The 21,897-nt window shown below is 60.4% G+C and carries 28 protein-coding genes; 20 read left to right on the forward strand and 8 right to left on the reverse strand.

Annotated features, from left to right (window positions below; translation table 11 throughout):
• Positions 1 to 5 precede the first annotated feature (5 nt).
• Positions 6 to 2,465, forward strand: coding sequence for an ATP-dependent helicase HrpB (gene hrpB / locus B7Y89_RS11805; RefSeq protein ID WP_292938742.1), 2,460 nt, complete (start codon positions 6 to 8; stop codon positions 2,463 to 2,465).
• Between the two features lie 55 nt (positions 2,466 to 2,520).
• The gene (locus B7Y89_RS11810; RefSeq protein ID WP_292938702.1) at positions 2,521 to 2,799 is read left to right on the forward strand and encodes an ETC complex I subunit; all 279 of its coding nucleotides are present in this window, start codon (positions 2,521 to 2,523) and stop codon (positions 2,797 to 2,799) included.
• 30 nt (positions 2,800 to 2,829) lie between these two features.
• Here the strand turns inward: B7Y89_RS11810 and gmk are convergent, their stop codons facing one another.
• Positions 2,830 to 3,480 (reverse strand): guanylate kinase, encoded by a 651-nt coding sequence (gmk, locus tag B7Y89_RS11815; RefSeq protein WP_292938703.1) that lies wholly within the window; start codon positions 3,478 to 3,480, stop codon positions 2,830 to 2,832.
• Positions 3,481 to 3,554: 74 nt separating this feature from the next.
• Between gmk and B7Y89_RS11820 the strand changes: the two genes are divergently transcribed.
• Positions 3,555 to 4,142 carry a hypothetical protein gene (locus B7Y89_RS11820; RefSeq protein WP_292938704.1) on the forward strand — a complete coding sequence of 196 codons (588 nt, stop codon included), beginning with the start codon at positions 3,555 to 3,557 and terminating at the stop codon, positions 4,140 to 4,142.
• On the opposite strand, the gene B7Y89_RS11825 is transcribed toward B7Y89_RS11820, so the two are convergent.
• The gene (locus B7Y89_RS11825) at positions 4,139 to 4,531 is read right to left on the reverse strand and encodes a hypothetical protein (protein WP_292938705.1); all 393 of its coding nucleotides are present in this window, start codon (positions 4,529 to 4,531) and stop codon (positions 4,139 to 4,141) included. The two genes, B7Y89_RS11820 and B7Y89_RS11825, sit on opposite strands and share 4 nt — an antisense overlap.
• A 29-nt stretch (positions 4,532 to 4,560) precedes the next feature.
• Complete coding sequence (locus B7Y89_RS11830; protein WP_292938706.1) at positions 4,561 to 5,058, reverse strand: ClpXP protease specificity-enhancing factor SspB; 498 nt, start codon at positions 5,056 to 5,058, stop codon at positions 4,561 to 4,563.
• A gap of 84 nt (positions 5,059 to 5,142) precedes the next feature.
• Between B7Y89_RS11830 and hisB the strand changes: the two genes are divergently transcribed.
• From hisB to B7Y89_RS11910, 16 genes are all read left to right on the forward strand, one after another.
• Positions 5,143 to 5,751 carry an imidazoleglycerol-phosphate dehydratase HisB gene (gene hisB / locus B7Y89_RS11835; RefSeq protein WP_292938707.1) on the forward strand — a complete coding sequence of 203 codons (609 nt, stop codon included), beginning with the start codon at positions 5,143 to 5,145 and terminating at the stop codon, positions 5,749 to 5,751.
• The gene (locus B7Y89_RS11840; RefSeq protein ID WP_292938708.1) at positions 5,751 to 6,038 is read left to right on the forward strand and encodes a YciI family protein; all 288 of its coding nucleotides are present in this window, start codon (positions 5,751 to 5,753) and stop codon (positions 6,036 to 6,038) included. Before hisB ends, B7Y89_RS11840 begins: the two co-directional genes overlap by 1 nt.
• Positions 6,035 to 6,661 carry an imidazole glycerol phosphate synthase subunit HisH gene (hisH, locus tag B7Y89_RS11845; protein WP_292938709.1) on the forward strand — a complete coding sequence of 209 codons (627 nt, stop codon included), beginning with the start codon at positions 6,035 to 6,037 and terminating at the stop codon, positions 6,659 to 6,661. Before B7Y89_RS11840 ends, hisH begins: the two co-directional genes overlap by 4 nt.
• Positions 6,662 to 6,731: 70 nt before the next feature.
• On the forward strand, positions 6,732 to 7,871 hold the full coding sequence (locus B7Y89_RS11850) for a glycosidase (RefSeq protein WP_292938710.1): 1,140 nt from the start codon (positions 6,732 to 6,734) through the stop codon (positions 7,869 to 7,871).
• A gap of 62 nt (positions 7,872 to 7,933) precedes the next feature.
• A complete protein-coding gene (gene hisA / locus B7Y89_RS11855; protein WP_292938711.1) occupies positions 7,934 to 8,659 on the forward strand; it encodes a 1-(5-phosphoribosyl)-5-[(5-phosphoribosylamino)methylideneamino]imidazole-4-carboxamide isomerase in 726 nt (241 codons plus the stop codon).
• A gap of 1 nt (position 8,660) precedes the next feature.
• Entirely contained in the window at positions 8,661 to 9,422 is a 762-nt protein-coding gene (hisF, locus tag B7Y89_RS11860) for an imidazole glycerol phosphate synthase subunit HisF (protein WP_292938712.1), read from the forward strand.
• Between the two features lie 119 nt (positions 9,423 to 9,541).
• Positions 9,542 to 9,706, forward strand: coding sequence for a hypothetical protein (locus B7Y89_RS11865; protein ID WP_292938713.1), 165 nt, complete (start codon positions 9,542 to 9,544; stop codon positions 9,704 to 9,706).
• 62 nt (positions 9,707 to 9,768) lie between these two features.
• Entirely contained in the window at positions 9,769 to 10,104 is a 336-nt protein-coding gene (locus B7Y89_RS11870; protein WP_292938714.1) for a phosphoribosyl-ATP diphosphatase, read from the forward strand.
• A 3-nt stretch (positions 10,105 to 10,107) separates the two neighbouring features.
• Positions 10,108 to 10,485, forward strand: a complete 378-nt coding sequence (locus B7Y89_RS11875) for a histidine triad nucleotide-binding protein (RefSeq protein WP_292938715.1) — start codon at positions 10,108 to 10,110, stop codon at positions 10,483 to 10,485.
• Positions 10,486 to 10,560: 75 nt separating this feature from the next.
• A complete protein-coding gene (locus B7Y89_RS11880; RefSeq protein WP_292938716.1) occupies positions 10,561 to 11,025 on the forward strand; it encodes a YbgC/FadM family acyl-CoA thioesterase in 465 nt (154 codons plus the stop codon).
• On the forward strand, positions 11,022 to 11,723 hold the full coding sequence (gene tolQ / locus B7Y89_RS11885) for a protein TolQ (RefSeq protein ID WP_292938717.1): 702 nt from the start codon (positions 11,022 to 11,024) through the stop codon (positions 11,721 to 11,723). The genes B7Y89_RS11880 and tolQ overlap by 4 nt, the downstream gene beginning before the upstream one ends.
• A gap of 3 nt (positions 11,724 to 11,726) precedes the next feature.
• Positions 11,727 to 12,176 (forward strand): ExbD/TolR family protein, encoded by a 450-nt coding sequence (locus B7Y89_RS11890; protein ID WP_292938718.1) that lies wholly within the window; start codon positions 11,727 to 11,729, stop codon positions 12,174 to 12,176.
• 10 nt (positions 12,177 to 12,186) lie between these two features.
• Positions 12,187 to 13,119 carry a hypothetical protein gene (locus B7Y89_RS11895; RefSeq protein ID WP_292938743.1) on the forward strand — a complete coding sequence of 311 codons (933 nt, stop codon included), beginning with the start codon at positions 12,187 to 12,189 and terminating at the stop codon, positions 13,117 to 13,119.
• Positions 13,116 to 14,498, forward strand: coding sequence for a Tol-Pal system beta propeller repeat protein TolB (gene tolB, locus B7Y89_RS11900; protein WP_292938719.1), 1,383 nt, complete (start codon positions 13,116 to 13,118; stop codon positions 14,496 to 14,498). The genes B7Y89_RS11895 and tolB overlap by 4 nt, the downstream gene beginning before the upstream one ends.
• 97 nt (positions 14,499 to 14,595) lie before the next feature.
• Positions 14,596 to 15,111 carry a peptidoglycan-associated lipoprotein Pal gene (pal, locus tag B7Y89_RS11905; protein ID WP_292938720.1) on the forward strand — a complete coding sequence of 172 codons (516 nt, stop codon included), beginning with the start codon at positions 14,596 to 14,598 and terminating at the stop codon, positions 15,109 to 15,111.
• Between the two features lie 108 nt (positions 15,112 to 15,219).
• Positions 15,220 to 15,765 carry a J domain-containing protein gene (locus B7Y89_RS11910; RefSeq protein ID WP_292938721.1) on the forward strand — a complete coding sequence of 182 codons (546 nt, stop codon included), beginning with the start codon at positions 15,220 to 15,222 and terminating at the stop codon, positions 15,763 to 15,765.
• Here the strand turns inward: B7Y89_RS11910 and B7Y89_RS11915 are convergent.
• The 5 genes from B7Y89_RS11915 to B7Y89_RS11935 form a co-directional block, all read right to left on the reverse strand.
• A complete protein-coding gene (locus tag B7Y89_RS11915) occupies positions 15,757 to 16,938 on the reverse strand; it encodes a CCA tRNA nucleotidyltransferase (RefSeq protein ID WP_292938722.1) in 1,182 nt (393 codons plus the stop codon). The genes B7Y89_RS11910 and B7Y89_RS11915 overlap by 9 nt on opposite strands.
• Complete coding sequence (locus tag B7Y89_RS11920; protein WP_292938723.1) at positions 16,931 to 17,533, reverse strand: CoA pyrophosphatase; 603 nt, start codon at positions 17,531 to 17,533, stop codon at positions 16,931 to 16,933. The genes B7Y89_RS11915 and B7Y89_RS11920 overlap by 8 nt, the downstream gene beginning before the upstream one ends.
• The gene (locus B7Y89_RS11925; protein WP_292938724.1) at positions 17,530 to 18,099 is read right to left on the reverse strand and encodes a DUF1285 domain-containing protein; all 570 of its coding nucleotides are present in this window, start codon (positions 18,097 to 18,099) and stop codon (positions 17,530 to 17,532) included. The genes B7Y89_RS11920 and B7Y89_RS11925 overlap by 4 nt, the downstream gene beginning before the upstream one ends.
• A 22-nt stretch (positions 18,100 to 18,121) precedes the next feature.
• On the reverse strand, positions 18,122 to 18,631 hold the full coding sequence (locus tag B7Y89_RS11930) for an N-acetyltransferase (RefSeq protein WP_292938725.1): 510 nt from the start codon (positions 18,629 to 18,631) through the stop codon (positions 18,122 to 18,124).
• A gap of 110 nt (positions 18,632 to 18,741) precedes the next feature.
• Positions 18,742 to 20,136: a helix-turn-helix transcriptional regulator gene (locus B7Y89_RS11935; protein ID WP_292938726.1), complete on the reverse strand. Its 1,395-nt coding sequence runs from the start codon at positions 20,134 to 20,136 to the stop codon at positions 18,742 to 18,744.
• A gap of 145 nt (positions 20,137 to 20,281) precedes the next feature.
• Between B7Y89_RS11935 and B7Y89_RS11940 the strand changes: the two genes are divergently transcribed.
• On the forward strand, positions 20,282 to 21,877 hold the full coding sequence (locus B7Y89_RS11940; RefSeq protein ID WP_292938727.1) for an isocitrate lyase: 1,596 nt from the start codon (positions 20,282 to 20,284) through the stop codon (positions 21,875 to 21,877).
• Positions 21,878 to 21,897: the final 20 nt, after the last annotated feature.

The raw sequence follows: 21,897 nt of genomic DNA on the forward strand, positions 1-21,897 counted from the left end.
CGGGTGTGAGCAACCTGCCGATCCATGCTGTCCTGCCAGACCTGCTTTCTGCCCTGCGCGCGCGGCAAAGCGCGGTTCTGATCGCGCCACCCGGAGCGGGCAAAACCACCGCCGTTGCCCCCGCCTTGCTGGCCGAGCCGTGGTGCACCGGTCAGGTCATCCTGCTGTCGCCCCGCCGCGTTGCCGCGCGCGCTGCGGCGGAACGTATGGCCGAATTGCTGGGTGAAGAAGCCGGCGGCACCATCGGCTATGTCACCCGGCTTGATGCCAAACGCTCTGCCAGAACGCGGGTTCTGGTGATGACCGAGGCGATTTTTGTCGCCACGATCCTTGGTGATCCCGAACTTTCCGGCACATCTGCGGTGCTGTTCGATGAAGCCCATGAACGCCACCTCGACAGCGATCTGGGCCTTGCACTGGCAATCGAGGCGCAAGGCGTGCTGCGTGAGGACCTGCGGCTGGTCGTCATGTCGGCCACCATTGACGGCTCACGCTTTGCCACTTTGCTTGATGGCGCGCCCGTGATTGAAAGCGAAGGCAAGGCCCATCCGCTGACAATTAAATGGCTGGGTACGCGGCCCGATGTGAAGATCGAACCCGCGATGGCCTCTGCCATCCAGACGGCGTGGCGTGATGAAACCGGCGATATCCTCGCCTTCCTGCCGGGCGTTGCGCAAATTGAACGCACTGCTGCTTTGCTGGCCGAAAAATTGCCCACAGCGCTGGTCCTGCCACTTCACGGTCAGGTTGAACCAGCCGCGCAACGCACTGCAATCAAACGCGATTCCCAAGGTCGCCGCCGCATCGTGCTGGCCACCAGCATCGCCGAAACTTCGCTCACGCTGGATGGCGTTTCGGTCGTGGTTGACGCAGGCCTTTCGCGCCGTGCGGAATTTGACAAGGCCGCTGGCGTCACCCGCCTTATCACTACGCGCGCCAGCCAGGCCTCTGCCGCCCAACGCGCTGGCCGCGCCGCCCGACAAGGGCCGGGCGTTGCCTATAGGTTGTGGGAAGAGGCCGCCCATGCAGGCCGTCCCGCCTTCGATCCGCCAGAAGTCACAACCAGCGATCTTGCTCCGCTTGCGCTGACACTGGCGCAATGGGGAGCAGGTGATCCGGTGGCGATGGCGTGGCTCGATGCGCCGCCTGTGCCCGCATTGAGTGCAGCCAGGGCAGCGCTACAGGCGCTCGGTGCGCTTGACGGGGAAGGGCGGATTACCCCGCACGGTCAGGCCATGGCACGGCTTTCGATGGAACCGGCGCTGGCCCATATGCTCCTGTTTGCTGCCGAGCGCGGGCAAGCCAATGAAGCCGCACGGCTGGCGCTGTTGCTGCAGGAACGCGGCCTTGGTGGGCGGGGGGAAGACCTTGGCCGCAGGCTGGATCGTTGGGCGGGAGAGCGCGGCAACCGCGCCGATGCCTCGCGCAAACTCGCCGCGCGCTGGGCTGACACGGCGGCCAAAGTGTTGCGCCACACCGCGCCCGCTGCCGAAGGTAAGCCATCGGTCCCCACCGCTATCCTGCTTGCCGAAGCCTTCCCCGACCGGATCGCGCGCGCGCGCAGTGCATCGGGCGAGGAATGGCAATCGACCGGCGGGCGGGGCTATCGGCTTGACCCTGTATCCCCGCTTGCCACTGCCAAATGGCTGGTAATCGGCGATGCCCAAGGTGAGGCCAAAGGCGCAAGGATTACCGCCGCGATGGCGCTGGAAGAAGCAGAAGTCCTGCGCCATCTCTCGCACCGTATGGATGAGCGGCATTCGCTTTCGTGGAACGCCACCGAAGGCCGCGTAGAGGCCCGGCTGGAGCGTCGGCTCGGTTCCATCGTGCTGGCACGTGTGCCCGATCCTAAGCCTGATCCCGACGCCGTAGTTGCGCTGCTCATCGCGCAGGTCCGGGACATTGGCCTGTCTCTCCTGCCTTTGTCCGATGCCAGCAAAGCCCTGATCGAACGGGCGGGATACGCAGGGTTGCAGGCGCTGTCCGAAGCGGGTTTGCGGGACACGTCGGAAGCATGGCTGGCCCCGCTCCTCACTGGCCGTCGTGATTTCGCATTATCGCCGGGCAAGTTGCACGATGCGCTGCTATCACGGCTCGATTGGAGCGAGCGGCAGGAGCTTGAGCGGCTCGCCCCTGCTGAATACCGCTCGCCCGCCGGAACAACCCACGCCATCGATTATGCGCACGAAGGCGGCCCTTGTGTCGAATTGCGCGTACAGGCGCTGTTCGGCGTTGATCGTCACCCTTGTGTCGGCCAACCGCCGCGCCCGCTGCTGCTGTCATTGACCAGTCCCGGCGGCAAACCGATCCAGGCCACCGCGGATTTGCCCGGGTTCTGGCGCGGTTCGTGGAAGGACGTGTGCAAGGACATGAAGGGCCGTTATCCGCGCCACCGTTGGCCTGATGAACCATGGACCGAAGACCCCAGCCTCAAAACCAAGAACGCCTTCAACCGTTCGCGCTGATCAAAGGCGATTCCCGCTCTTGATTCTGTGCGCGATTCGACGCAGTGCAGCATCCATGTCAGCACGCATCTATCAACGCCCGAAAAACGCCATGCAGTCCGGCAAGGCCCGGACCAGCGATTGGCTGCTTGAATTCGAAGCATCCGAGGCCAAGCGCCCCGATCCCCTGATGGGCTGGGCAGGTTCGGGCGATACGCAACAGCAAGTGGTGTTGAAGTTCGAAACCGCAGAAGATGCGCAGGCCTATGCCACCCGCTATGGCATCGAAGCCCACGTCATCCCGACGCCAGTTCGCAAGCTGAAGCTGCAAAGCTACGCCGACAACTTCCGGTAAGCCGCACCGGATTGGGCGGCTGACGAGAACTTATCCGCGCATCAGCCCGCGTACGAAATCGATCAAGCCCGTCTGCCGGGTGCGCTTCATGCGTTCAGCCGCCAGAATCTCGCGGACTTTTTCAAAACACACGTCCACATCGTCATTGATCACGACATAGTCATAGCCGTCCCAGTGGCTTATCTCTGCCTGAGCGCGGGCCATGCGCGCGCTGATGACGTCGGCTGCATCGGTGCCCCGTCCTGTCAGGCGGCGGTTCAATTCTTCAAGGCTGGGCGGCAGAATGAACACCCGCACCACGTCGGCTTGCGCTTTCTGGTGCAACTGCTGCGTGCCCTGCCAGTCAATATCGAACAGCACATCGCCGCCCGCTTTCAGCCGGTCACGGATTTGCGCCTTGGGCGTGCCATAGCAATTGCCAAAGACCGTAGCCCATTCATAAAACGCGTTTTCTTCAACCATGCGGTCAAATTCGGCTTGGTCGACGAAATAGTAATCCTGCCCCTCAACCTCACCGGGCCGGATCGGCCGCGTAGTGACAGAAACCGACGCGGCAATTTCATCGTCTTCGCCCAGCAGCTTGCGCGCAATCGTGGTTTTTCCGGCCCCGGAAGGCGAGGACAGAATGAACATCAAGCCCCGGCGGTGGAGCGTATCGTCGTGCGGAATGGTCGTGGGCATGGGTGCTAGTGGCGCAACCGCAGGCCAATGGTCAAGCTGTGTTCCATCGCATTCAGAGCTTGCGGTATGCGCACATGCCCTTGAATAGGGGCGCGATGGAGCATTCGGTCATCCTTGATCCCGCATCAGCGCGCGCCTTTCTGGATGGCCGCAAGACGCAACTTCGCGTGATTGCCGGGCATCGGCTGGGACATTTGCCCCTCGGCACAAGGATTTATGGAAAAGAAGCCTGCGCACCCGGACGTTTTCAAAATGGCGCGGAAATCCTAACCGACCTGAAACGCGCCCAGTTTGTGGCATTTGCAGATGGCTGGCGGCAGGACCGCGATGGACATCGCTGGCAAGCAAAGCCGCCGCAGGATCCGAACGAGATGTGGATCAGCGCGGTGCATATGCCGGATTGGGCCTGCCGTGTGGTGCTGGAATTGTGCGGAGTGTCAACAGAACGGTTGCAAGATATCCGGCGCCCCGCGCTGCTGGCCGAAGGCGTTGCCCCTGTCTTGGGCGGATTGCTGTGGCGTGGCCCAAAGCCTTTGCCGGGACTACATAGATCAGCGCACCGGGCGTTTACAGCCCATTGGGACACCACCCATCCTGTTCCGGGCCTGCGTTACGCCGATAATCCGGCGGTATCGGTTTTGGAGGTCAGGCTGGCCGACTAAGCCTTCTTGCCGCGCTCAATCTGCTCTTCAACGGCCACTGCGCCAGCGGCCTCAGACTTTGCGCGATGCCTGCGGTCGTAAAGCGTCTTGGCCAGCATACCGCCGCCAACGATGATCGCACCGGGGACTGACCGCGTGGCAATGCGGGCAATCGCCGTGCCAACCAGTGATTGCATCATCGTGCGGCCTTTGATCACCCGTGCCGCTTTTTTCGATCCGAGCTTGCTGCCGACAATGCCTTTTTCCACGCCATGGCGCAGCAGTGCTGCGCCGGCACGTAACGCCACATCGGCAATGATCAGGTTGGTCATCGGATTAGGGCTGGGCGCAGGGACTTTGTCGACGGCATTTTTGGCGGTATCGATAGCCGTGCCACGCTTTTTGATCATGCCTTTGCCCTTACGAACGGGCCGCAGCCCTACTTTTTCTTGCCGAAATCCACTGTGACGACGTTTGACCCGTCATCACTGCGTTCAACGCTAGTGTCATCGCCCAGTTCCGGCGAATCGTTTTCAGCTGCGTCGACCGGTTCCGCCTCATCATCGACAACCGCCTGGAATTGCAGGCCGAAATCGACCGCAGGATCAACAAATGCGGTGATTGCCGAAAACGGGATCAGCAGCATCGACGGGATCTGGTTGAACGAAAGGCCAACGCTGAAACGGTCATCCTCAACCTTCAGGTCCCAGAACTTGTTTTGCAGGACAATGGTCATTTCGTCCGGAAAACGCTCACGCAAGCGCTGGGGAATGTCCACGCCCGGAGCACCGGTTTTGAACGTGATATAGAAGTGGTGCATGCCCGGAAGCATGCCGCCACCGGCGGCAACCTGGCCCAGCACACGGCCAACAACCGCGCGCAGGGCCTCCTGCACGATTTCGTCGTAGGGGATCAGACTGTCGGGTGCATCGCTCATGACGCCACAACTGGCCTCGGCGGCGGTTCCGGTCAAGTGGGGACGGTGATTGATTCTCAAGAAGAGGGGCGTATAGGCGCGTTTATGCGCACAGGATCGATCACGCGGAAGACCGAAGAAACCGACATTGCCGTGTCGGTGAACCTCGATGGCACTGGCACTTACAAAATAGAGACCGGAATCGGCTTTCTCGATCATATGATCGAGCAGTTCAGCCGGCATTCCCTTATCGACATAGAATGCCGCGTGCGGGGCGATTTGCACGTTGACCAGCACCACACCACCGAAGACAGCGCCATCGCGCTGGGGCAGGCGATTGCGCAGGCGCTGGGCGATAAAAAGGGCATCACCCGCTACGGTCACACTTATTCACCGATGGATGAGGCATTGTGCCGGGTTGCGCTCGATATTTCGGGCCGTCCGGTGCTGGTGTGGAAGGCCGCGTTCACGCAGCCACGTCTGGGTGAGATGGACACAGAACTGTTTGAACACTGGTTCGCGTCGATTTCACAGGCGGCAGGCATTACCCTGCACATCGAAAGCCTTTACGGATCGAACAATCACCACATCGTCGAAGGCATTTACAAGGGTTTTGCCCGCGCGATGCGTCAGGCAATAGCGATTGATCCGCGCAAGGCTGATGCGGTGCCATCCACCAAGGGCATCCTCGGTTCGGGATCACTGGAGGGCTGATGTTCATCGTATCACTTCGCTACACGCGGCCATTGGAAGAAGTCGACGCACTGCTGGCACAGCACGTTGAATGGCTGCGAGCGGGGCATGCCGCCGGTCACTTTCTGGCTTGGGGGCGCAAGGTTCCGCGCGATGGAGGCATGTTATTCATGCGGGCAGACAGCCGCGCCGATGCGGAAGCGCTTGCGGTCGAAGATCCCTTCGTCAAGGGCGGTGTTGCCGAGGTTGAGGTAATTGAGTTTGCGGCGGGCTTTGCCGGACCGGGGCTTGAGGCGTTGCAGGCGTGACGACAATTGCGCTGGTCGATTATGGTGCGGGCAATATCCGCTCGGTTGAAAACGCGCTGAAAGCGGCAGGCGCGCAAGGCGTGGTTGTTACCGCCGATCCAAACGTCGTTCGCGCCGCTGATCGCATCGTTTTGCCGGGTGTCGGTGCATTCAAGGCCTGTGTGGGCGCACTTAGGGGCGTGTCCGGCTTGGTCGAGGCGATGGAGGAGCGCGTATTGGTAGGCGCAGCCCCCTTCCTTGGCATTTGCGTGGGTATGCAATTGCTGGCGGATCGCGGTGTTGAACATGGCGTCACCAACGGCCTTGGCTGGATTGCCGGCGAAGTGCGCGTGATCGAACCGGCAGACGCGACGATCAAGGTTCCGCACATGGGCTGGAACGATGTTGAACCCATGCGTCATCACGGCGGGGCCGAACTGATCGAACCGGGCGAGGCCTATTTTCTCCACTCCTACCACTTCGTGCCCGAAGAAGGCGCAAGCATCGCCGCGATGAGCGATCATGGCGGCGGGATCGTGGCAGCAGTGGCGCGCGACAACATTCTGGGTGTGCAATTCCACCCTGAAAAGAGCCAGGCTTACGGACTTGCCCTTTTGGCGCGCTTCCTTGAATGGAAGCCCTGACGGGTTGGCCTGAGGGAACATAAACGGGCGGCGCAGCTTACCTTCCGTAGTGAAGGAGGCTGTAAGCCTGATGACCCGTTTCCCGATTGATCGTCTTGTTTTTACGCCATTTATGGTGGACTTGGGCCGATCTCCGCTTGCCGGACACTTCACAGCCGAAACATATGTGCTGGGTGCGTTCAATCCCGGCATGACGGTGCTGCCCAATGGCAATATCCTGCTGATGGTCAGGGTGGCTGAGGCCCTGCGGACGCCAGTGCACGATGGCAAGGTCCATGCTATCCGCTGGCATGATGGCGGCTATGTGATCGACGCTTGGCGACTGGAATTGGTCGATACCGCCGATCCCCGCAAATTCATGCTGCATGGCGGCGGGTGGAAAGTCATGGCGCTGACATCGCTATCGTGGCTTTTGCCCGTAGAGATGTCGCCCGATGGATTGGACGTGATCGCCGTCCATTATGACAAGGCAATCGCCCCGCAAGGCACTTACCAGTGCTATGGCATTGAAGATGCGCGCATTTCAAAGATGGGCGAGGGGGCGTATCTGATGACGACCTGTTCGGTCAGCCCGGAACGCCATTCAACCACGCTTTATTCATCGCAGAACGGTCTGGACTGGAAATTCGAAGGCATCGTGCTGGACCACCAGAACAAGGACATGCTGATCTTCGAAGGCCTGATCAAAGGGGAGTATTGGGCGCAGACGCGGCCCTTGGGCGATCTGTATTTTGCCTATCCTCCCGGCAGCGAATGGCGCGCGGGACCGTCCATCAATCTTGCCACATCGCCTGACGCTTTGCACTGGCGTCCGCACATCAACCCCGGCATCCGCCCGCATTCCGGCACGGCCGCAACGGCGCGGATTGGCGGCGGTGCACCTCCGATCCTGACTGAAATCGGCGGGCGCAAAGGCTGGCTGTCATTGTGGCACGGGGTTGAGCCAAAGGAGATCGTCGGGATTTATCGCACGTACTGGTCGCTGCTCGACCCCGTTGATCCTTCGGTCATCATTGCAAGCAGCCACACGCCGCTGCTTTTGCCTGACGCAGAACTAACTAAACCATTGGAAGATATGATTTATATTCGCGATGTCGTGTTCACGACCGGTATTGCAGAGGCGGGCGACCGCTTCATCGTGGCATCGGGCGAGGCCGATCTCGCCTGCCGGATAACCCACGTCCCCGCGCATGTATTTCATCAGGTTTGAATTCCCGGGCGGGGGCTAAGTGCATTTGCGTGATGCCCGATCCGGTGCTAGGCGCGCGGTCCATGATCGTCTTTCCCGCCATTGACCTGAAAGCTGGCCAGGTCGTCCGCCTCGCCGAAGGAGACATGGATCGCGCGACCGTTTACGGCGACGATCCGGCCCATCAGGCAACGCTGTTCGCGCAAGCCGGTTCGCAGTTCCTCCACGTTGTCGATCTCGATGGCTCGTTCGCCGGCCGCGCTGAAAACCGCGAAGCTGTAGAAGGCATCCTCAAGGCATTCTCGGGCCACGTCCAGCTGGGCGGCGGCATCCGCACCCGCGCCGCGGTTGCGGGCTGGTTCGACCTTGGCGTTGCCCGCGTTGTCATGGGCACGGCAGCCTTGAAAGACCCGCAGTTCGTCAAGGACATGGCCAAAGAGTTTCCGGGCGGCATCGTGGTGGCGGTTGACGCGCGCGATGGCATGGTGGCCACCGAAGGCTGGGCCGATGTGTCTGACGTCTCGGTGGTCGATCTTGCCCGCCGCTTTGAAGATGCAGGCGTTGCCAGCCTGTTGTTTACCGACATTGGCCGCGATGGTCTGTTAAAGGGCGTGAACATCGACGCGACGGTTGAACTTGCACGCCGCGTGGACATTCCGGTGATTGCCAGCGGCGGCGTGAAAGGCATCGACGACATTCGCATGCTGAAGATTCACGAAGTCGATGGCATCGAAGGCGTGATTACGGGCCGCGCGTTGTTTGAAGGGCGGCTCGATCTGGCCGCCGCGATTGCAATGGCAGAGGCTTGAGATGACCGTCCGCGTCCGCGTCATCCCCTGTCTCGATGTCCGCGATGGCCGCGTGGTCAAGGGCGTGAACTTCGTCGATTTGCGCGACGCGGGCGATCCGGTGGAGCAGGCGCGGGCCTATGACAAAGCGGGCGCAGACGAACTGTGCTTCCTCGACATTTCCGCAACCCACGAAGGGCGCGGGACGCTGCTTGATGTGGTCGCGCGGACGGCAGAGGTCTGTTTCATGCCGCTGACCGTCGGTGGCGGCGTCCGCGCGGTCGAGGATGCGCGGGCGTTGTTACTGGCAGGGGCAGACAAGGTTGCGGTCAATTCTGCGGCAGTTGCCCGGCCAGAACTGGTGCGCGACATTGCCGAGAAGTTTGGCGCGCAATGCGTGGTCGGCTCAGTCGATGCGCGGCGCGTGGGGCCGGGGCGGTGGGAAATATTCACGCACGGCGGACGCAAAGGCACCGGGATCGATGCACTGGCCCATGCGGTGAAACTCGCTGAACTTGGCGCGGGCGAACTGCTGGTCACGTCGATGGACGGCGATGGCACGCAAAAGGGCTATGACCTTGAATTGACGCGCGCCATTGCCGATGCCGTGCCGGTTCCGGTGATCGCCAGTGGCGGCGTGGGGACGCTTGACCATCTGGTAGCGGGCGTCACGCAGGGCCATGCCAGCGCCGTACTGGCAGCTTCGATCTTCCATTTCGGCACCCATTCCATTGCGCAGGCCCATGCCGCCTTGCGCGCAGCGGGCTTGCCCGCGCGTTCGTAACTGCCGCGCGCGTCCCGTAATGGGTCATTAACTATCGTACGTAAGGGCTTATACCGAATCGCGTCGTCTGGCAGAGGATTTGCCGAACCATGTAGGTTTGGCAAAACAGGTCTTTCCCAGTGCTTCGCATTTCCCTTACCGTCTTTGCCGCATTCGTCGCCGCTACTCCAGCTTTGGCGCAAACTGCCGGCATTTCCATTCCGGAACCGAGCGATGGCGCATTGTTCGCCATCGGCGTGGTTGGCTTGGTTGTGGGCAGGCAGGTCGCCCGCAAGCGCAGGTAAAGACGGCTGGCTGGTGCGCGAACGGCTTGACCGGCGCGCCGAGGCAATCCATGCCGCAACCCATGGAACATGCTACCGGACACGGCGATATTCTCGCGCGGCTTGAGGCCACAATTGCGCAGCGGCGGATGGGTGATCCCACTGCAAGCTATGTCGCAAAACTCAACGCCAAAGGCATTGCCAAAATCGCGCAAAAAGTGGGCGAAGAGGGCACCGAGACAGTGATCGCCGCGCTTGCCGGTGATCGGGCCGAATTGGTCGGAGAAGCCGCCGATCTGATCTTCCACCTGATGGTGCTGCTGTCTGCCAAGGATGTTCCTCTGGCCGAGGTTCTGGCAGAATTGCAGCGCCGCGAAGGCACTTCAGGCATTGTGGAAAAGGCCGGCAGGAGCAATTGAACCATGGCTGTTGACGCGACGCAACCTTATGACGACCAGAACATTTTTGCGAAGATCCTGCGTGGGGAAATTCCCAACAAGACCGTCTATCAGGACGAATTCGCGCTGGCGTTTCACGATATCAACCCGCAAGCGCCAACCCACGTTCTGGTGATCCCCAAGGGTGCCTATGTCAGCTGGGATGATTTTTCGGCCAAGGCAAGCGATGCCGAAATTGCAGGGTTTGTGCGCGCTGTGGGCTTGGTTGCACGGCAACTTGGGCTGGTGGAACCGGGCTATCGTCTGCTTGCCAATACGGGCACGAACAGCCATCAGGAAGTGCCGCACCTGCACGTTCATCTGTTTGCAGGACAGCCGCTCGGCCCCATGTTGGTGCGCTGAAGCGGATTTTCATGCAGGTAAGGCGTTAACCAACCCTTGCCCTAGGAGTCATCGCAAGGGTAGAGTCCCCGGCGAATGACCTTACCCCAGCCGCCTTCCGGCCGTTTTGACGGCAACCAGCACTTGTTTGCTGTCCGCGTCTATTTTGAAGACACGGACCTTTCCGGCGTTGTCTATCACGCAAATTACCTGCGCTGGTTCGAACGCGCCCGGTCAGACATGCTTCGCTTGCTCGGGATAGACCAGCGTGCCGCCCACGAGGCGGGTGAGGGCGCATATGCTGTCAGCGCGCTTGATTTGCGGTACTTGCGTCCGGCCAGGTTGGACGATGCCGTGCTGCTGCGCAGCCATGTTGCCGAACTGTCCCCTGCATCGTGCCGCATTGTGCAGCGTGCGTTCAGGGACGAAACGCTTTTGTGTGAAGCCAGAGTGCGGGTGGCATTCGTCGCTCCAAATGGTCGTCCACGTCGCCAGCCACGCGAATGGGTGGCTGCATTTCAAACTATTGTTAGCCAAGTTGAAGGACCTGACACCCCATGACGTTCGAGTTGTTAAGCCAAGGTGTTTCCTTCGCGCCGACATCGCTCAATCCGTTGCAGCTGTTTCTCGACGCGGATTATGTCGTGCAAGCCGTCATGGCCGGGCTGGTTCTGGCAAGTGTGTGGGTGTGGACAATCATTATCAGCTTCTCGCTTAAAATGGGCAGCGTTCAGCGCAATTGCGACAAGTATGAACGCGAGTTCTGGGAAGCGCGCGACATTGACCAGTTCCAAAAAGACAACAAGGGCCGCGACTTGCCTTCGGCGCGTCTGGTGAATGCCGCGCTGGCCGAATGGCGGCGCTCAACATCGGGCAAGTCGATTGACCGCGAAGGTACGCGCCAGCGGCTGACAAGCGCGCTGGAAGGCGCGGTGGTTACCGAAACCGATGCATTGGCCAGCCGCCTGAACTTTCTCGCGACGGTTGGATCGGTTGCGCCGTTCGTGGGCCTGTTCGGCACGGTTTGGGGCATCATGGACAGCTTTTTCAACATTGGCGCGCAGCAGAATTCCTCACTTGCCGTAGTTGCCCCCGGCATTTCGGAGGCACTTTTTGCCACGGCGATCGGCCTGTTTGCCGCCATTCCCGCGGTCATTGCTTACAATCGCTTTTCATACCGCGTGAACCGTTTCGAAACCCGGCTCTATCGCTTTGCCGATCGCTTTCACGCCTCGCTCAGCCGCGAATTGGAGGTTTGAGCTATGGCCATGTCCGTAGGGTCAGGGGGTGGCGGTCGCGGGCGTCGTCGTCGTGGCGGTCGCACAGCGTTGAGCGAAATCAACGTCACGCCATTTGTCGACGTGATGCTGGTGCTGCTGATCATCTTTATGGTGACCGCGCCCATGCTGGCTTCGGGCGTTCCGGTTGATCTGCCGGACAGCAAGGCCGAACCGCTTGATCAACAGCAAGACCAGATCACTGTCTCGATTGATGCGCAAGGTGCGGTATTTCTTGATGATGAGCAGCTTTCTCCAGGTGAATTGACAGACCGGCTTGCTGGGCTTGATCGCGGTGCCAAGCCACCGTTGGTAACGCTGCGGGCAGACCGCGTGCTCGATTGGGGCCGCGTTGCCGCGGTGATGGGTGAATTGAACGCAGCGGGCTTCAAATCGATTTCGCTGGTCACCAACAGTTCAACCGCTCCGCAATAAGTTGGCCACTATGCGAGACTCCACCGCAGGCGGACTGACGTGGCAAGAAGGCGCCGGGCTTACGCTTGCCGCCGCAGCGCATGTGGCCCTGCTTGTTGCTTTTTCCCTCGCGCCGCCGGGCAAGAAAATCCAGCCGCCGCCACAACCGATCGAAATCACGTTTTCGGAAGAAGTCTCGGACCAATCGACTTCGCCCGATCCTGATGCGCAGGCGGCGCCCGATGTTGCGCCTGAATTGGGTGAGCCACAGCCTGAACTGGACCCTGTGGAGGAACCTGCGCCTGCGCCGCCAACTCCGCCAAAGCCTGCGGTGCCCAGGCCTGTACCGCCAAAGCCTCAGCCAGTGCCGCCACGGCCAGTGCAACGCCCGCAGCCTTTGCCGTCCCGGCCAGCGCCGCCCAAGCCTGTGGTTAAGCAGCAGCAATCACCGGCCCGACCAGCACCAGCCAAGCCTGCCGCAAAGCCCGCCGTGACGAAACCTGCGGCCAAACCGGCAGAATCCAGCCCGCGCCGCCGTCCTGATGCGCCCAGTGGTGCAAGCCGGATCGGATCGGACTTTCTTAAAGGCGTTCCTGCGGCCAGCGCTCCCGGCACGGCCAAAACGCCCCCTGCCGCGACTGTTGGTCCCGATGTCCGTTCGTCGCTGGCCAGTTCGCTTGCGCGCCAGATCAAAGCGCATTGGGCCGGGCCGCAAGGCGTCGATATTGACAAGCTGGTCACGGTGTTGGCGTGGGAGCTTAATGCCGATGGCAGTCTTGCCGGACGACCGCGGCTGGTGAGCCAGACCGGGATAACTCCGGCAAACGAAGCACAGGCCAAGCGCCACGTTGAGCTTGCAATCCGTGCAGTTCAGCTTGCGGCCCCTTTTGATTTGCCAGCAGAATATTACAGCAACTGGAAGCGGATATCTGCTTTCCGGTTCGACAAGAGGTTGTCCCAATGAAGTTGCGTTATCTTTTCCTGTGCGCGGGACTGCTGTCGGCTCCGGCGATGGTGGTGGCTCAACAGACCGCTTTACCGGCTTCAAAAGCGGCGAAGGCTGGACCGGAAGATGAAGGGCTGACCGGTTCGGTGACCGATGAAAGTGAATGGCAGGACCTCGGCATCGCCATTCCGGCATTCCCCACCAACGCCAGCGTAAGCACTGCCGCCGAAGGTGGCACCACCGAGGCGTTGGGGCGCAATGTTGCACGGGTGGTGTTCAACGATCTGAAGAACAACGGCCTGTTCAAGCCGGTTGGACCGGATGCGTTACCGGCAATAGACCTTGCGCAAGTGTCTGCACCTGCGTTTGATGGCTGGCGCGGACGTTCGGCTGAAATGCTGGTGCAGGGCTTTGTGAAGGCCAATGACGATGGTCGCCTGACGGTGGGGTGCTATCTTTATGATGTCGCGCTGGGCAGCGAGCTGGCGCGGCAGGGGTATGTAGTAAAGCCCGAAGAATGGCGGCGCGCGGCACACAAGTGCGCCGACATGGTCTATTCGCGCCTGTCCGGAGAAAGTCCGTTCTTTGACAGCAAGATTGCCTATATCGCGGAAACCGGCCCCAAAGACCGTCGCCGCAAGCAATTGGCGATCATGGATTCAGATGGCGCGAACCATCGCTTCATCACGAACGGGCAGGCAACCGCCCTGACCCCGCGCTATTCGCCCGATTACAGCCAGATCGTTTATCTGAGCTATATCAACGGTGCGCCGCGTATTTACATCTACAACATCGGCACCGGCCAACAGAAGCTGGTCACATCCAGCAATAACCCGACGTTTTCGCCGCGCTGGTCGCCTGATGGCAAGTGGATCCTTTATTCAATGGCAATTGCCGGGAACACCGACATTTACCGGATTTCGGTTCACGGTGGGCAACCAGTCAAGCTGACCGATTCGCCGGGACTGGATGTGGGCGGGTCCTATTCGCCCGATGGCAGCAAGATCGTGTTTGAAAGTGACCGGTCCGGCGGACAGCAGATTTACGTAATGAACGCCGATGGATCGAACCAGAAGCGTATAAGCTTTTTTGGCGGGCGCGCGGCAACACCGGAATGGTCACCGCGCGGGGACCAGATTGCCTTCACGCATATCGCGGGCAACTTCCGCATTGCCGTTACCACGCCATCTGGTGGCGATATGCGTTTCCTGACAGACAGTTGGCAGGATGAAGCGCCGACATGGTCACCCAATGGTCGCATTGTGCAGTTTTTCCGAACCCAGCGTGGCAATGGCAAGACTGGTGTGTGGCAGGTCGATTTGACCGGCCGTAACGAGCGGAAACTGAATACCCCCGTTGACGGTTCTGATCCATCATGGGGCCCCGTTCTGCCCTGAAATTGACGCAACAAAGGGTAATGACCGTTACTTGCCAACAAGGGGTTCTCGTATCACCATGCACCGACCATCTTCTTACCTCCTCAAGGAGAAATTCATGTCTCGTTCGCTGATGATTGCAGGCCTTGCCGCCGTCACGCTTAGCCTTGGCGCTTGCGCAACCAAGCCCAAAGAACTGCCGCCTGAGCCAGGCACAGCCAACACCACCCAAACCACCCCGCCGCCGATGCAGCAGCCAACCGGCCCCGTTCCGGGCAGTCAGGGTGACTTTATCGCTTCGGTCATGTCTGACATGATCACGTTCGACACGGACCGGTATAATATCGATGCATCGGACCAAGGCGTGCTGCAAAGCCAGGCGCAGTGGCTGGGGCGTTATCCCGCCAAATCGATTACCATCGAAGGCCATGCCGATGAACGCGGTACGCGCGATTATAACATCGCCTTGGGTGACCGCCGTGCCAATGCCGCGAAGAATTATCTGGTGAGTTTGGGGATTGATCCTGCCCGCATTTCTGTTGTCAGCTATGGCAAGGAACGCCCGCTGGCGATCGGATCTGACGAGGAATCATGGGCGCGCAACCGTCGCGCTGTTACGGTTACGGTGAACTGAAGAAGCCCGTTCGGCACAGGCCGGGGCCGATTGCGGTTCGGGTCTGTGCCGATATTGTCCTGCATCCCATCTTGACGTTTGGTGGCAGGTCGGGCTTTGCACATTCATATGGCACGTAATGGACGATCATCGGATTGGGGCTTTCCGCGCTGGCGCGGGTATCAAGGCGCGCGCGAGGCTACTCCAGTGCGGCTGTGCGACCGCGCAGGCTGCGATGAGAAGGGCGATTGTCCTGCGCCCAAATCACCCAACAATCCCGATCGATGGTACTTCTGCCCGAAACATGCGGCGGAATACAACGCGGGCTGGAATTACTTTGAAGGCCTGAACAAGGAAGAGGCCGAGCAGCGGGAAGCCGAAGAACGCGGCGAGGGTGCAGGTTACCGACAGGCAGCTTGGGCCGAATGGGGCGGATCGGGCGATGGCACCCGCAGCCGTGATGAACTGCGCGCGCTTGAAATGCTGGGCCTTGATCCTGATGCCGATTTTGACGCGGTCAAAAAGGCTTGGCGCAGCAAAGCCAAAGAGGTCCACCCCGACGTACGACCGGGCGACAAGGCGGCGGCTGAACAATTCCAGAAGCTGCAAGTGTCCTACGAAGTGCTTCGCGCAGCAGAAGACCGGCGCGAATGGAAGGGCAATCCTTCAGACTAATTCTTCGTCCAGCATGGCCATAACGCGCGCTTCGTCAGGGAATTCTTCTGCAATCCACCGCGCTTCGATGGTTCGCAACATGCGCGCGACTTCCGGGCCTGCGCTGATCCCCCGCGCGACGATTTGTCCGCCTTTCAACGGAAAGCGCGGAATTTCCCAGCCATCAAGTGCCGCAACGGAAGCACCAGCCAGTAGCAACCGGTCACGCGCTTCTTCGATGCCGATGCGGTAGGCAAGGCCACGTGGGTGATCGCATTGACCGTCCCGTGCCGCAGCAGCGCCAAGCCGTTTGCGCTGCGTAATCGACAGGCGCAACCGGGGCGCGACTTGTTCTGCCACAGCGGGATCAGCGGGTAACAGTGCGGCAAGACGGCGCAAGGCCACGCCTTTAACGCCAAGCGCTTGTTCGTGGGCTGTCAGCGCGGTCAGTGCATCCAGTCCAGCCGGGGTCACTTCAGGCAATACTTGCTCCAATACGCCCAGTTCCGCCATCCGCCGCACAGTAGGGGCCGGATCGGGCAGGCCGAGCAGGTTGAGCAATTCCCAGCCCACGCGTTCGCGCGAAAGGCCCATCATGCCAGGTGCCAGCTCGCTTACCGCCGCTTCTGCCTCGGCGTCGGCGGGGATTGAGCCAAAGCGCGCCTGAAAGCGGAAGTAGCGCAAGATACGCAAGTAATCCTCGCGGATGCGCTGGCGGGCATCGCCGATAAAGCGGACGTGCTTCGCCGCCAGATCTGCAAGTCCGCCGTGATAATCGAACAGTTCCAGTGTACGCGGGTCGGCATAGAGCGCGTTGATCGTGAAATCGCGGCGCGCGGCATCATCTTGCCAATTGGTGGAAAAGGCCACCGTGGCGTGGCGGCCATCGGTGGAAACATCGCGGCGCAAAGTGGTGATCTCTACCGGCCCGCCTGCGACAACCGCCGTGACGGTGCCATGCGCAATGCCGGTGGGTACGCACTTTATCCCGGCAGCGGCAAGGCGCGCGGCAGTTTCCTCAGGCAGCAGCGTGGTTGCCATGTCGATGTCTTTGGCGGTGATGCCCAATACCGTATCGCGCACGACGCCGCCCACCCAGCGGCAGTTGCCCTGCGCCTCTGGATCGAGCGCTGCGACCACTTTGGCCAGATCGTCACGACAGGTCCAATCGGCGGCGGGCAAATGGTCAACCATGCCACATGATCCGCTTGGACAAGTTTGAGATAATCGCGGCGGTTACGCCCCAGATGCGGTGTTCATGCCACATAATCTCGATGTACCGTCCCGCATGGCCGTTAAATTCGGCGTCCTTGGTCATGTGTTGCAAGGGACTAAGGACAAAGCCCAGCGGTGGTTCAAACCAATCAGCGACTTCGGCGGGGTTGGGCAAAAGCGGCAAATCAGCAGGGATCATCGCAAGCACGGGCGTGATGTCATAACCCGTCCCGGTGCGAAACCGGTCTGTCGCGCCAATCACGGTGACATCCTCTGGCCGGATACCAAGCTCTTCGTTCGCTTCACGCAGGGCGGCCTCGATGGGTGTTTCGCCCGGATCGATCTTGCCACCCGGAAAAGCGGCTTGACCGGGATGTGCGCGCATGTGCGATGGTCGATGAATGAGCAGCACACCGGGGCCGTCGGGGTGATTGCCGCGATCTGTTACCGCAATCAGCACGGCGGCAGGGCGCAAGGGGTCTTGTGGCATTGGCCGCCAGTCTTCGTACAAGTTTTGCGCAGGCGTGCGGTGCCCGTCTTCGTAAAGCTTGGTCAGACGATTGAGCAGGGTCACGCAGCCGGCACCAGATTGAAGCGTTGCCCCATGCTCTCCACCGCCAGATTGCCATCGCCCTGCGCCAGCGCATATTCGATCAACTGGCCATAAGTGCTGCGGTTAAGCCGCGCTTCGGTGCCGTGGCGAACCGACAAATAGAAGGCAGGCACCTCGGCCGTGCCCGCAATGCGCAAAGGATGATCCGGTCCGCATACCACCAGATCGTCAGAATTCAGCCGAAAGGTAAGGGCCGGGCGGTCATTTCCGTCCCGCTTTTCCTGCATATCCGTAGCGATGAAGGCGGCATCCTCGACGATAATCGACAAGCGTTGAAACGGAGTGACCAGCCAATGCTGACCACCTGCATCGCGCATCAACAACCCCGAAAATGCGCGAACCATGGCAGGACGGCGGATCTCGCCACCTTGATGATACCATTTCCCATCCGCTGCGATGCGCATTTCGCTGTCGCCGATCTCTTGCGGGTTCCACTGGTCTAGCGGCGGTATTTTGCGCGCGGCAACCTGGGTGGCCAGTTCGGCAAGACTCAGTTCGGCTAATTCTGGAGGCGGGACATATGGCATATCCTGCCGATGCCAGATCAGATCAGCGCCGCCAAGGCCCCAAGGTGCCCTCTTGCGGCAGGATTGCGGGATTGGCCGTGCGGCACAGCAATCTGTGCTGTTCATACGGCCCGGGAAGCGTCCATCCGCCGGTCTGTGTATTGGAAAAGCCGAAGAAGCGCTCGTAGTATTCCGGATCGCCTATCAGCACTTGAGGCAAGGGCGCGCGCGGATCGATCGCCGTCAGCGCTGCTGTCATCAATGCTTTGCCAAAGCCGTGGCCTTGCATATGCGGCAGCACCGCCACTGGCCCCACCATGATCATCGGGTGGGCACGGCCTTGAGGGTCAGTCAATGCGACGGGCCAGCACTGGATTGATCCGGCAAGCATGTCATCATCATCCAACGCGGCAAACGACAAATTGCCCAGCGCTTCCATGCCTTCACGCACTTTATAGGCCGTTCGCTGATGCCGGGCCGGTTCGAACGCCTGATCAAGCAATTGCTCGATCATGGCAGGATCAACGTCGGTCAGCGGGATGATCTTGGACAAAGGCGGCTTCCCTTAACGCGGTGCGGCCCATTGGCCTTGTGTGCTGGTGCGGAATCAGCGGGTGTGCGCCCGATAGCCGTCACCGCTTGCCGTCGCAAGGTTCGCTGGTTCTAACTTTCGGCAAAGCTGAATGGTTCGGCTGCCCTGCGATAATCATCGGGCAGGATGTCGCGCCCGATCGGGGGTTCTGCCCGCGCGGTGCATTGCGCGCGATGGCACAAGCGGCAAGTGATGCCGATGGGCGTCGCATTTGCGGTTTTGGGATCAGCGCCTGCAGCATAGATCAAGCGCGAGGCATGATCGGCCGCGCAAGCCAAGGCAATGGCGCGTGTTGTCGTCGGCTGCTCAAACCCGCCGCCGCCCGATGTCACCGTTCGCGCGATTGAGAAGAAGCGCTGGCCATCGGGAAGTTCCAGCCATTGCGTGGTCACTGTGCCCGGTGTGCAGAACACATCATGCACGCTCCACAAAGGGCATCCGCCGCCGTGAGCAGCGAAAGGGAAGCCAGCGCCATCAAGCCGTTTTGAGACATTGCCCGCAGCATCCACACGGATGAAGAAGAACGGCACGCGTTCTTGTCCGGGCCTGTTCAACGTGGTCAACCGGTGTGCCACTTGTTCAAAGCTTGTCCCGAACAGGCCCGCAAGCGCCTCGATGTCATAGCGGCGCGCATCGACAGCACGGGCAAAGCGATCATAGGGCATCAGCAACGCCGCCGCCGCATAGCCCGCCAGCGCGCGCCTAACCAGATTGGCGGCAGTCTCGCTGGCAAAGCTTTCGCCCCTCAGAACGGCTGATATTTCGGTTCGCAGCGCTGTATAGGCAATATGCTGCATTACGTGCCACGTTCGGCTTGAAGGCGGTAGCGTGTCATCAATGAGCAATTGTTCATTGTGCCGGTCATAGCGGCGGATGGCGTCCATCATTACATCGGGCGGCATCAGGCGCACGCGCACGCCTTGTTTGCGCAGCCATTCTTGCGCACCGCCCGCCTTGTCGATCTCGCCAGCGAGTTCTTCGGCCTTTGAATCAAGGGTGGGGAAGTAATTGCGCCGCGCCGCCATGAAACGCCGTGCTTCGCCTATCGGATCTGTCGCGCTGCTGCCGGGTTCGGCGTGGCGCTGATCGGCCAAGGCTTGTTGTTCGCGCTGCCACGCACCGTAAAGCCGCAGCAGGGCCTCGGTAACGCCGGGAAAGCTTGCGGCGACATCGGCCACTTCCAGCGGTGGCAAATCGATGTCGGCGAAGATCGGATCACGCAGCGAATCGGTTAAGCGGTGGGCGTAATCATCACGGTCGTCCGCTGCGAGATCGGCCATGTCGAGTTTGTAAGCGCGTGCCAAGCGGATGAGCAGGTCGGCGGTCAGGGGCCTTTGGTTGCGTTCGATCAGCGCGATGTAGCTGGGCGAAATGCCCAATTCATCGGCCATAGCCTGTTGGGTCAGGCCGAGTTCGCGACGCAAACGCTTGAGACGGGGGCCAAGGTAGAGCGGGCGTGAAGACATGACAGATGACCTTGTGCGGGCTGTACAACTTTACAAGCATATTCTGTAAAGTTTGACAACATGACTACGCGAGCCATTTCCACGGCCTGTTTGCAGGCGTAGCGAAATTCCAGACGAACAAAACGCCGAGCAAGGGAATCGGATCATGACTTACCAGCAGAACATCGCCGAGGCGCGCAAGGCCATCGCCCCGTTTGAAAAGACATGGGATGGCATCGAAGCCGCATCGGTAGCGCGCATGCGCCTGCAGAACCGTTTTCTGACCGGCATCGACATTGCGCGCTATACCGCCAAGATCATGCGCCGCGACATGGCGGCTTATGATGCCGATCCTGCCAACTACACGCAGTCGCTGGGGTGCTGGCACGGGTTCATCGGCCAGCAGAAGATGATTTCGATCAAGAAGCACTTCGGCACCACCAAAGGCCGTTACCTGTACTTGTCCGGCTGGATGGTTGCCGCACTGCGCAGCCAGTTCGGCCCGCTGCCAGACCAGTCGATGCACGAGAAGACCAGCGTTTCGGACTTGATCGAAGAGCTTTACACGTTCCTGAAGCAAGCAGACGCCCGGGAACTGGGTATGATGTTCCGCGAACTTGATGCGGCCAAGGCTGCTGGCGATGCGGTAAATACGCACCGTCTGCTGTCGAAGATTGATGCCTTTGAAACGCATGTTGTTCCGATCATTGCCGATATCGACGCTGGTTTTGGCAATGCCGAGGCGACGTATCTGCTGGCCAAGAAGTTCATTGAAGCAGGTGCATGCTGCATCCAGATCGAAAATCAGGTTTCGGATGAAAAGCAGTGCGGCCACCAGGACGGCAAGGTTACCGTTCCGCATGAAGACTTCCTCGCCAAGATCCGCGCCGTTCGTTATGCCTTCATGGAATTGGGCGTTGATGATGGCGTGATCGTTGCCCGCACCGACTCGCTCGGCGCTGGCCTGACCAAGCAGATCGCGTTCACTCGTGAACCCGGCGATCTGGCTGACCAGTACAACAGCTTCCTTGATTGCGAAGAGGTTGATCCGGCAAACCTTGGCCATGGCGACGTGCTGATTGCCCGCGATGGCAAGTTGATGCGCCCCAAGCGTCTGGCATCGAACCTGTTCCAGTTCCGCGAAGGAACGGGCGAAGATCGCTGCGTGATGGACAGCATTGCTTCGTTGCAAAACGGTGCGGATCTGCTGTGGATCGAAACCGAAAAGCCGCATATCGGCCAGATCGGTGGTATGGTGCGCCGCATCCGCGAAGTCATCCCCAATGCCAAGCTGGTGTACAATAACTCGCCTAGCTTCAATTGGACGCTGAACTTCCGTCAGCAGGTGTTCGATGCCTGGGTGGAAGCGGGCAAGGACGTAAGCGCCTATGACCGCGCCAAGTTGATGAGCGTGGATTATGACGGCACCGCTTTGGCCGATGAAGCTGATGAACGTATCCGCACCTTCCAGCGCGATTCAGCGGCACAGGCCGGCATCTTCCACCACCTGATCACGCTGCCGACCTATCACACGGCTGCGCTCAGCACGGATAACCTCGCCAAGGAATACTTCGGTGAGCAGGGCATGCTGGGTTACGTCAAGGGCGTGCAGCGCCAGGAAATCCGCCAAGGCATTGCTTGCGTGAAGCACCAGAACATGTCCGGTTCGGACATCGGTGATGATCACAAGGAATATTTCGCCGGTGAAGCCGCGCTCAAGGCTGGCGGCGCTGCCAATACGATGAACCAGTTCGCTGCCTGAGGGTAGCAAGACAATCTGAC

Origin of the sequence: Novosphingobium sp. 32-60-15, from assembly GCF_002280675.1 — a bacterium.
Taxonomy (GTDB): domain Bacteria; phylum Pseudomonadota; class Alphaproteobacteria; order Sphingomonadales; family Sphingomonadaceae; genus Novosphingobium.

Coding starts and splice junctions, on each gene's coding strand:
- B7Y89_RS11810 (WP_292938702.1), top strand. CDS start 2,521: ATGTCAGCACGCATCTATCAACGCCCGAAAAACGCCATGCAGTCCGGC.
- gmk (WP_292938703.1), bottom strand. CDS start 3,480: ATGCCCACGACCATTCCGCACGACGATACGCTCCACCGCCGGGGCTTG.
- B7Y89_RS11820 (WP_292938704.1), top strand. CDS start 3,555: ATGCCCTTGAATAGGGGCGCGATGGAGCATTCGGTCATCCTTGATCCC.
- B7Y89_RS11825 (WP_292938705.1), bottom strand. CDS start 4,531: ATGATCAAAAAGCGTGGCACGGCTATCGATACCGCCAAAAATGCCGTC.
- B7Y89_RS11830 (WP_292938706.1), bottom strand. CDS start 5,058: ATGAGCGATGCACCCGACAGTCTGATCCCCTACGACGAAATCGTGCAG.
- hisB (WP_292938707.1), top strand. CDS start 5,143: ATGCGCACAGGATCGATCACGCGGAAGACCGAAGAAACCGACATTGCC.
- B7Y89_RS11840 (WP_292938708.1), top strand. CDS start 5,751: ATGTTCATCGTATCACTTCGCTACACGCGGCCATTGGAAGAAGTCGAC.
- B7Y89_RS11850 (WP_292938710.1), top strand. CDS start 6,732: ATGACCCGTTTCCCGATTGATCGTCTTGTTTTTACGCCATTTATGGTG.
- hisA (WP_292938711.1), top strand. CDS start 7,934: ATGATCGTCTTTCCCGCCATTGACCTGAAAGCTGGCCAGGTCGTCCGC.
- hisF (WP_292938712.1), top strand. CDS start 8,661: ATGACCGTCCGCGTCCGCGTCATCCCCTGTCTCGATGTCCGCGATGGC.
- B7Y89_RS11870 (WP_292938714.1), top strand. CDS start 9,769: ATGGAACATGCTACCGGACACGGCGATATTCTCGCGCGGCTTGAGGCC.
- B7Y89_RS11875 (WP_292938715.1), top strand. CDS start 10,108: ATGGCTGTTGACGCGACGCAACCTTATGACGACCAGAACATTTTTGCG.
- B7Y89_RS11880 (WP_292938716.1), top strand. CDS start 10,561: ATGACCTTACCCCAGCCGCCTTCCGGCCGTTTTGACGGCAACCAGCAC.
- tolQ (WP_292938717.1), top strand. CDS start 11,022: ATGACGTTCGAGTTGTTAAGCCAAGGTGTTTCCTTCGCGCCGACATCG.
- B7Y89_RS11890 (WP_292938718.1), top strand. CDS start 11,727: ATGGCCATGTCCGTAGGGTCAGGGGGTGGCGGTCGCGGGCGTCGTCGT.
- B7Y89_RS11895 (WP_292938743.1), top strand. CDS start 12,187: ATGCGAGACTCCACCGCAGGCGGACTGACGTGGCAAGAAGGCGCCGGG.
- tolB (WP_292938719.1), top strand. CDS start 13,116: ATGAAGTTGCGTTATCTTTTCCTGTGCGCGGGACTGCTGTCGGCTCCG.
- pal (WP_292938720.1), top strand. CDS start 14,596: ATGTCTCGTTCGCTGATGATTGCAGGCCTTGCCGCCGTCACGCTTAGC.
- B7Y89_RS11910 (WP_292938721.1), top strand. CDS start 15,220: ATGGCACGTAATGGACGATCATCGGATTGGGGCTTTCCGCGCTGGCGC.
- B7Y89_RS11915 (WP_292938722.1), bottom strand. CDS start 16,938: ATGGTTGACCATTTGCCCGCCGCCGATTGGACCTGTCGTGACGATCTG.
- B7Y89_RS11925 (WP_292938724.1), bottom strand. CDS start 18,099: ATGCCATATGTCCCGCCTCCAGAATTAGCCGAACTGAGTCTTGCCGAA.
- B7Y89_RS11935 (WP_292938726.1), bottom strand. CDS start 20,136: ATGTCTTCACGCCCGCTCTACCTTGGCCCCCGTCTCAAGCGTTTGCGT.
- B7Y89_RS11940 (WP_292938727.1), top strand. CDS start 20,282: ATGACTTACCAGCAGAACATCGCCGAGGCGCGCAAGGCCATCGCCCCG.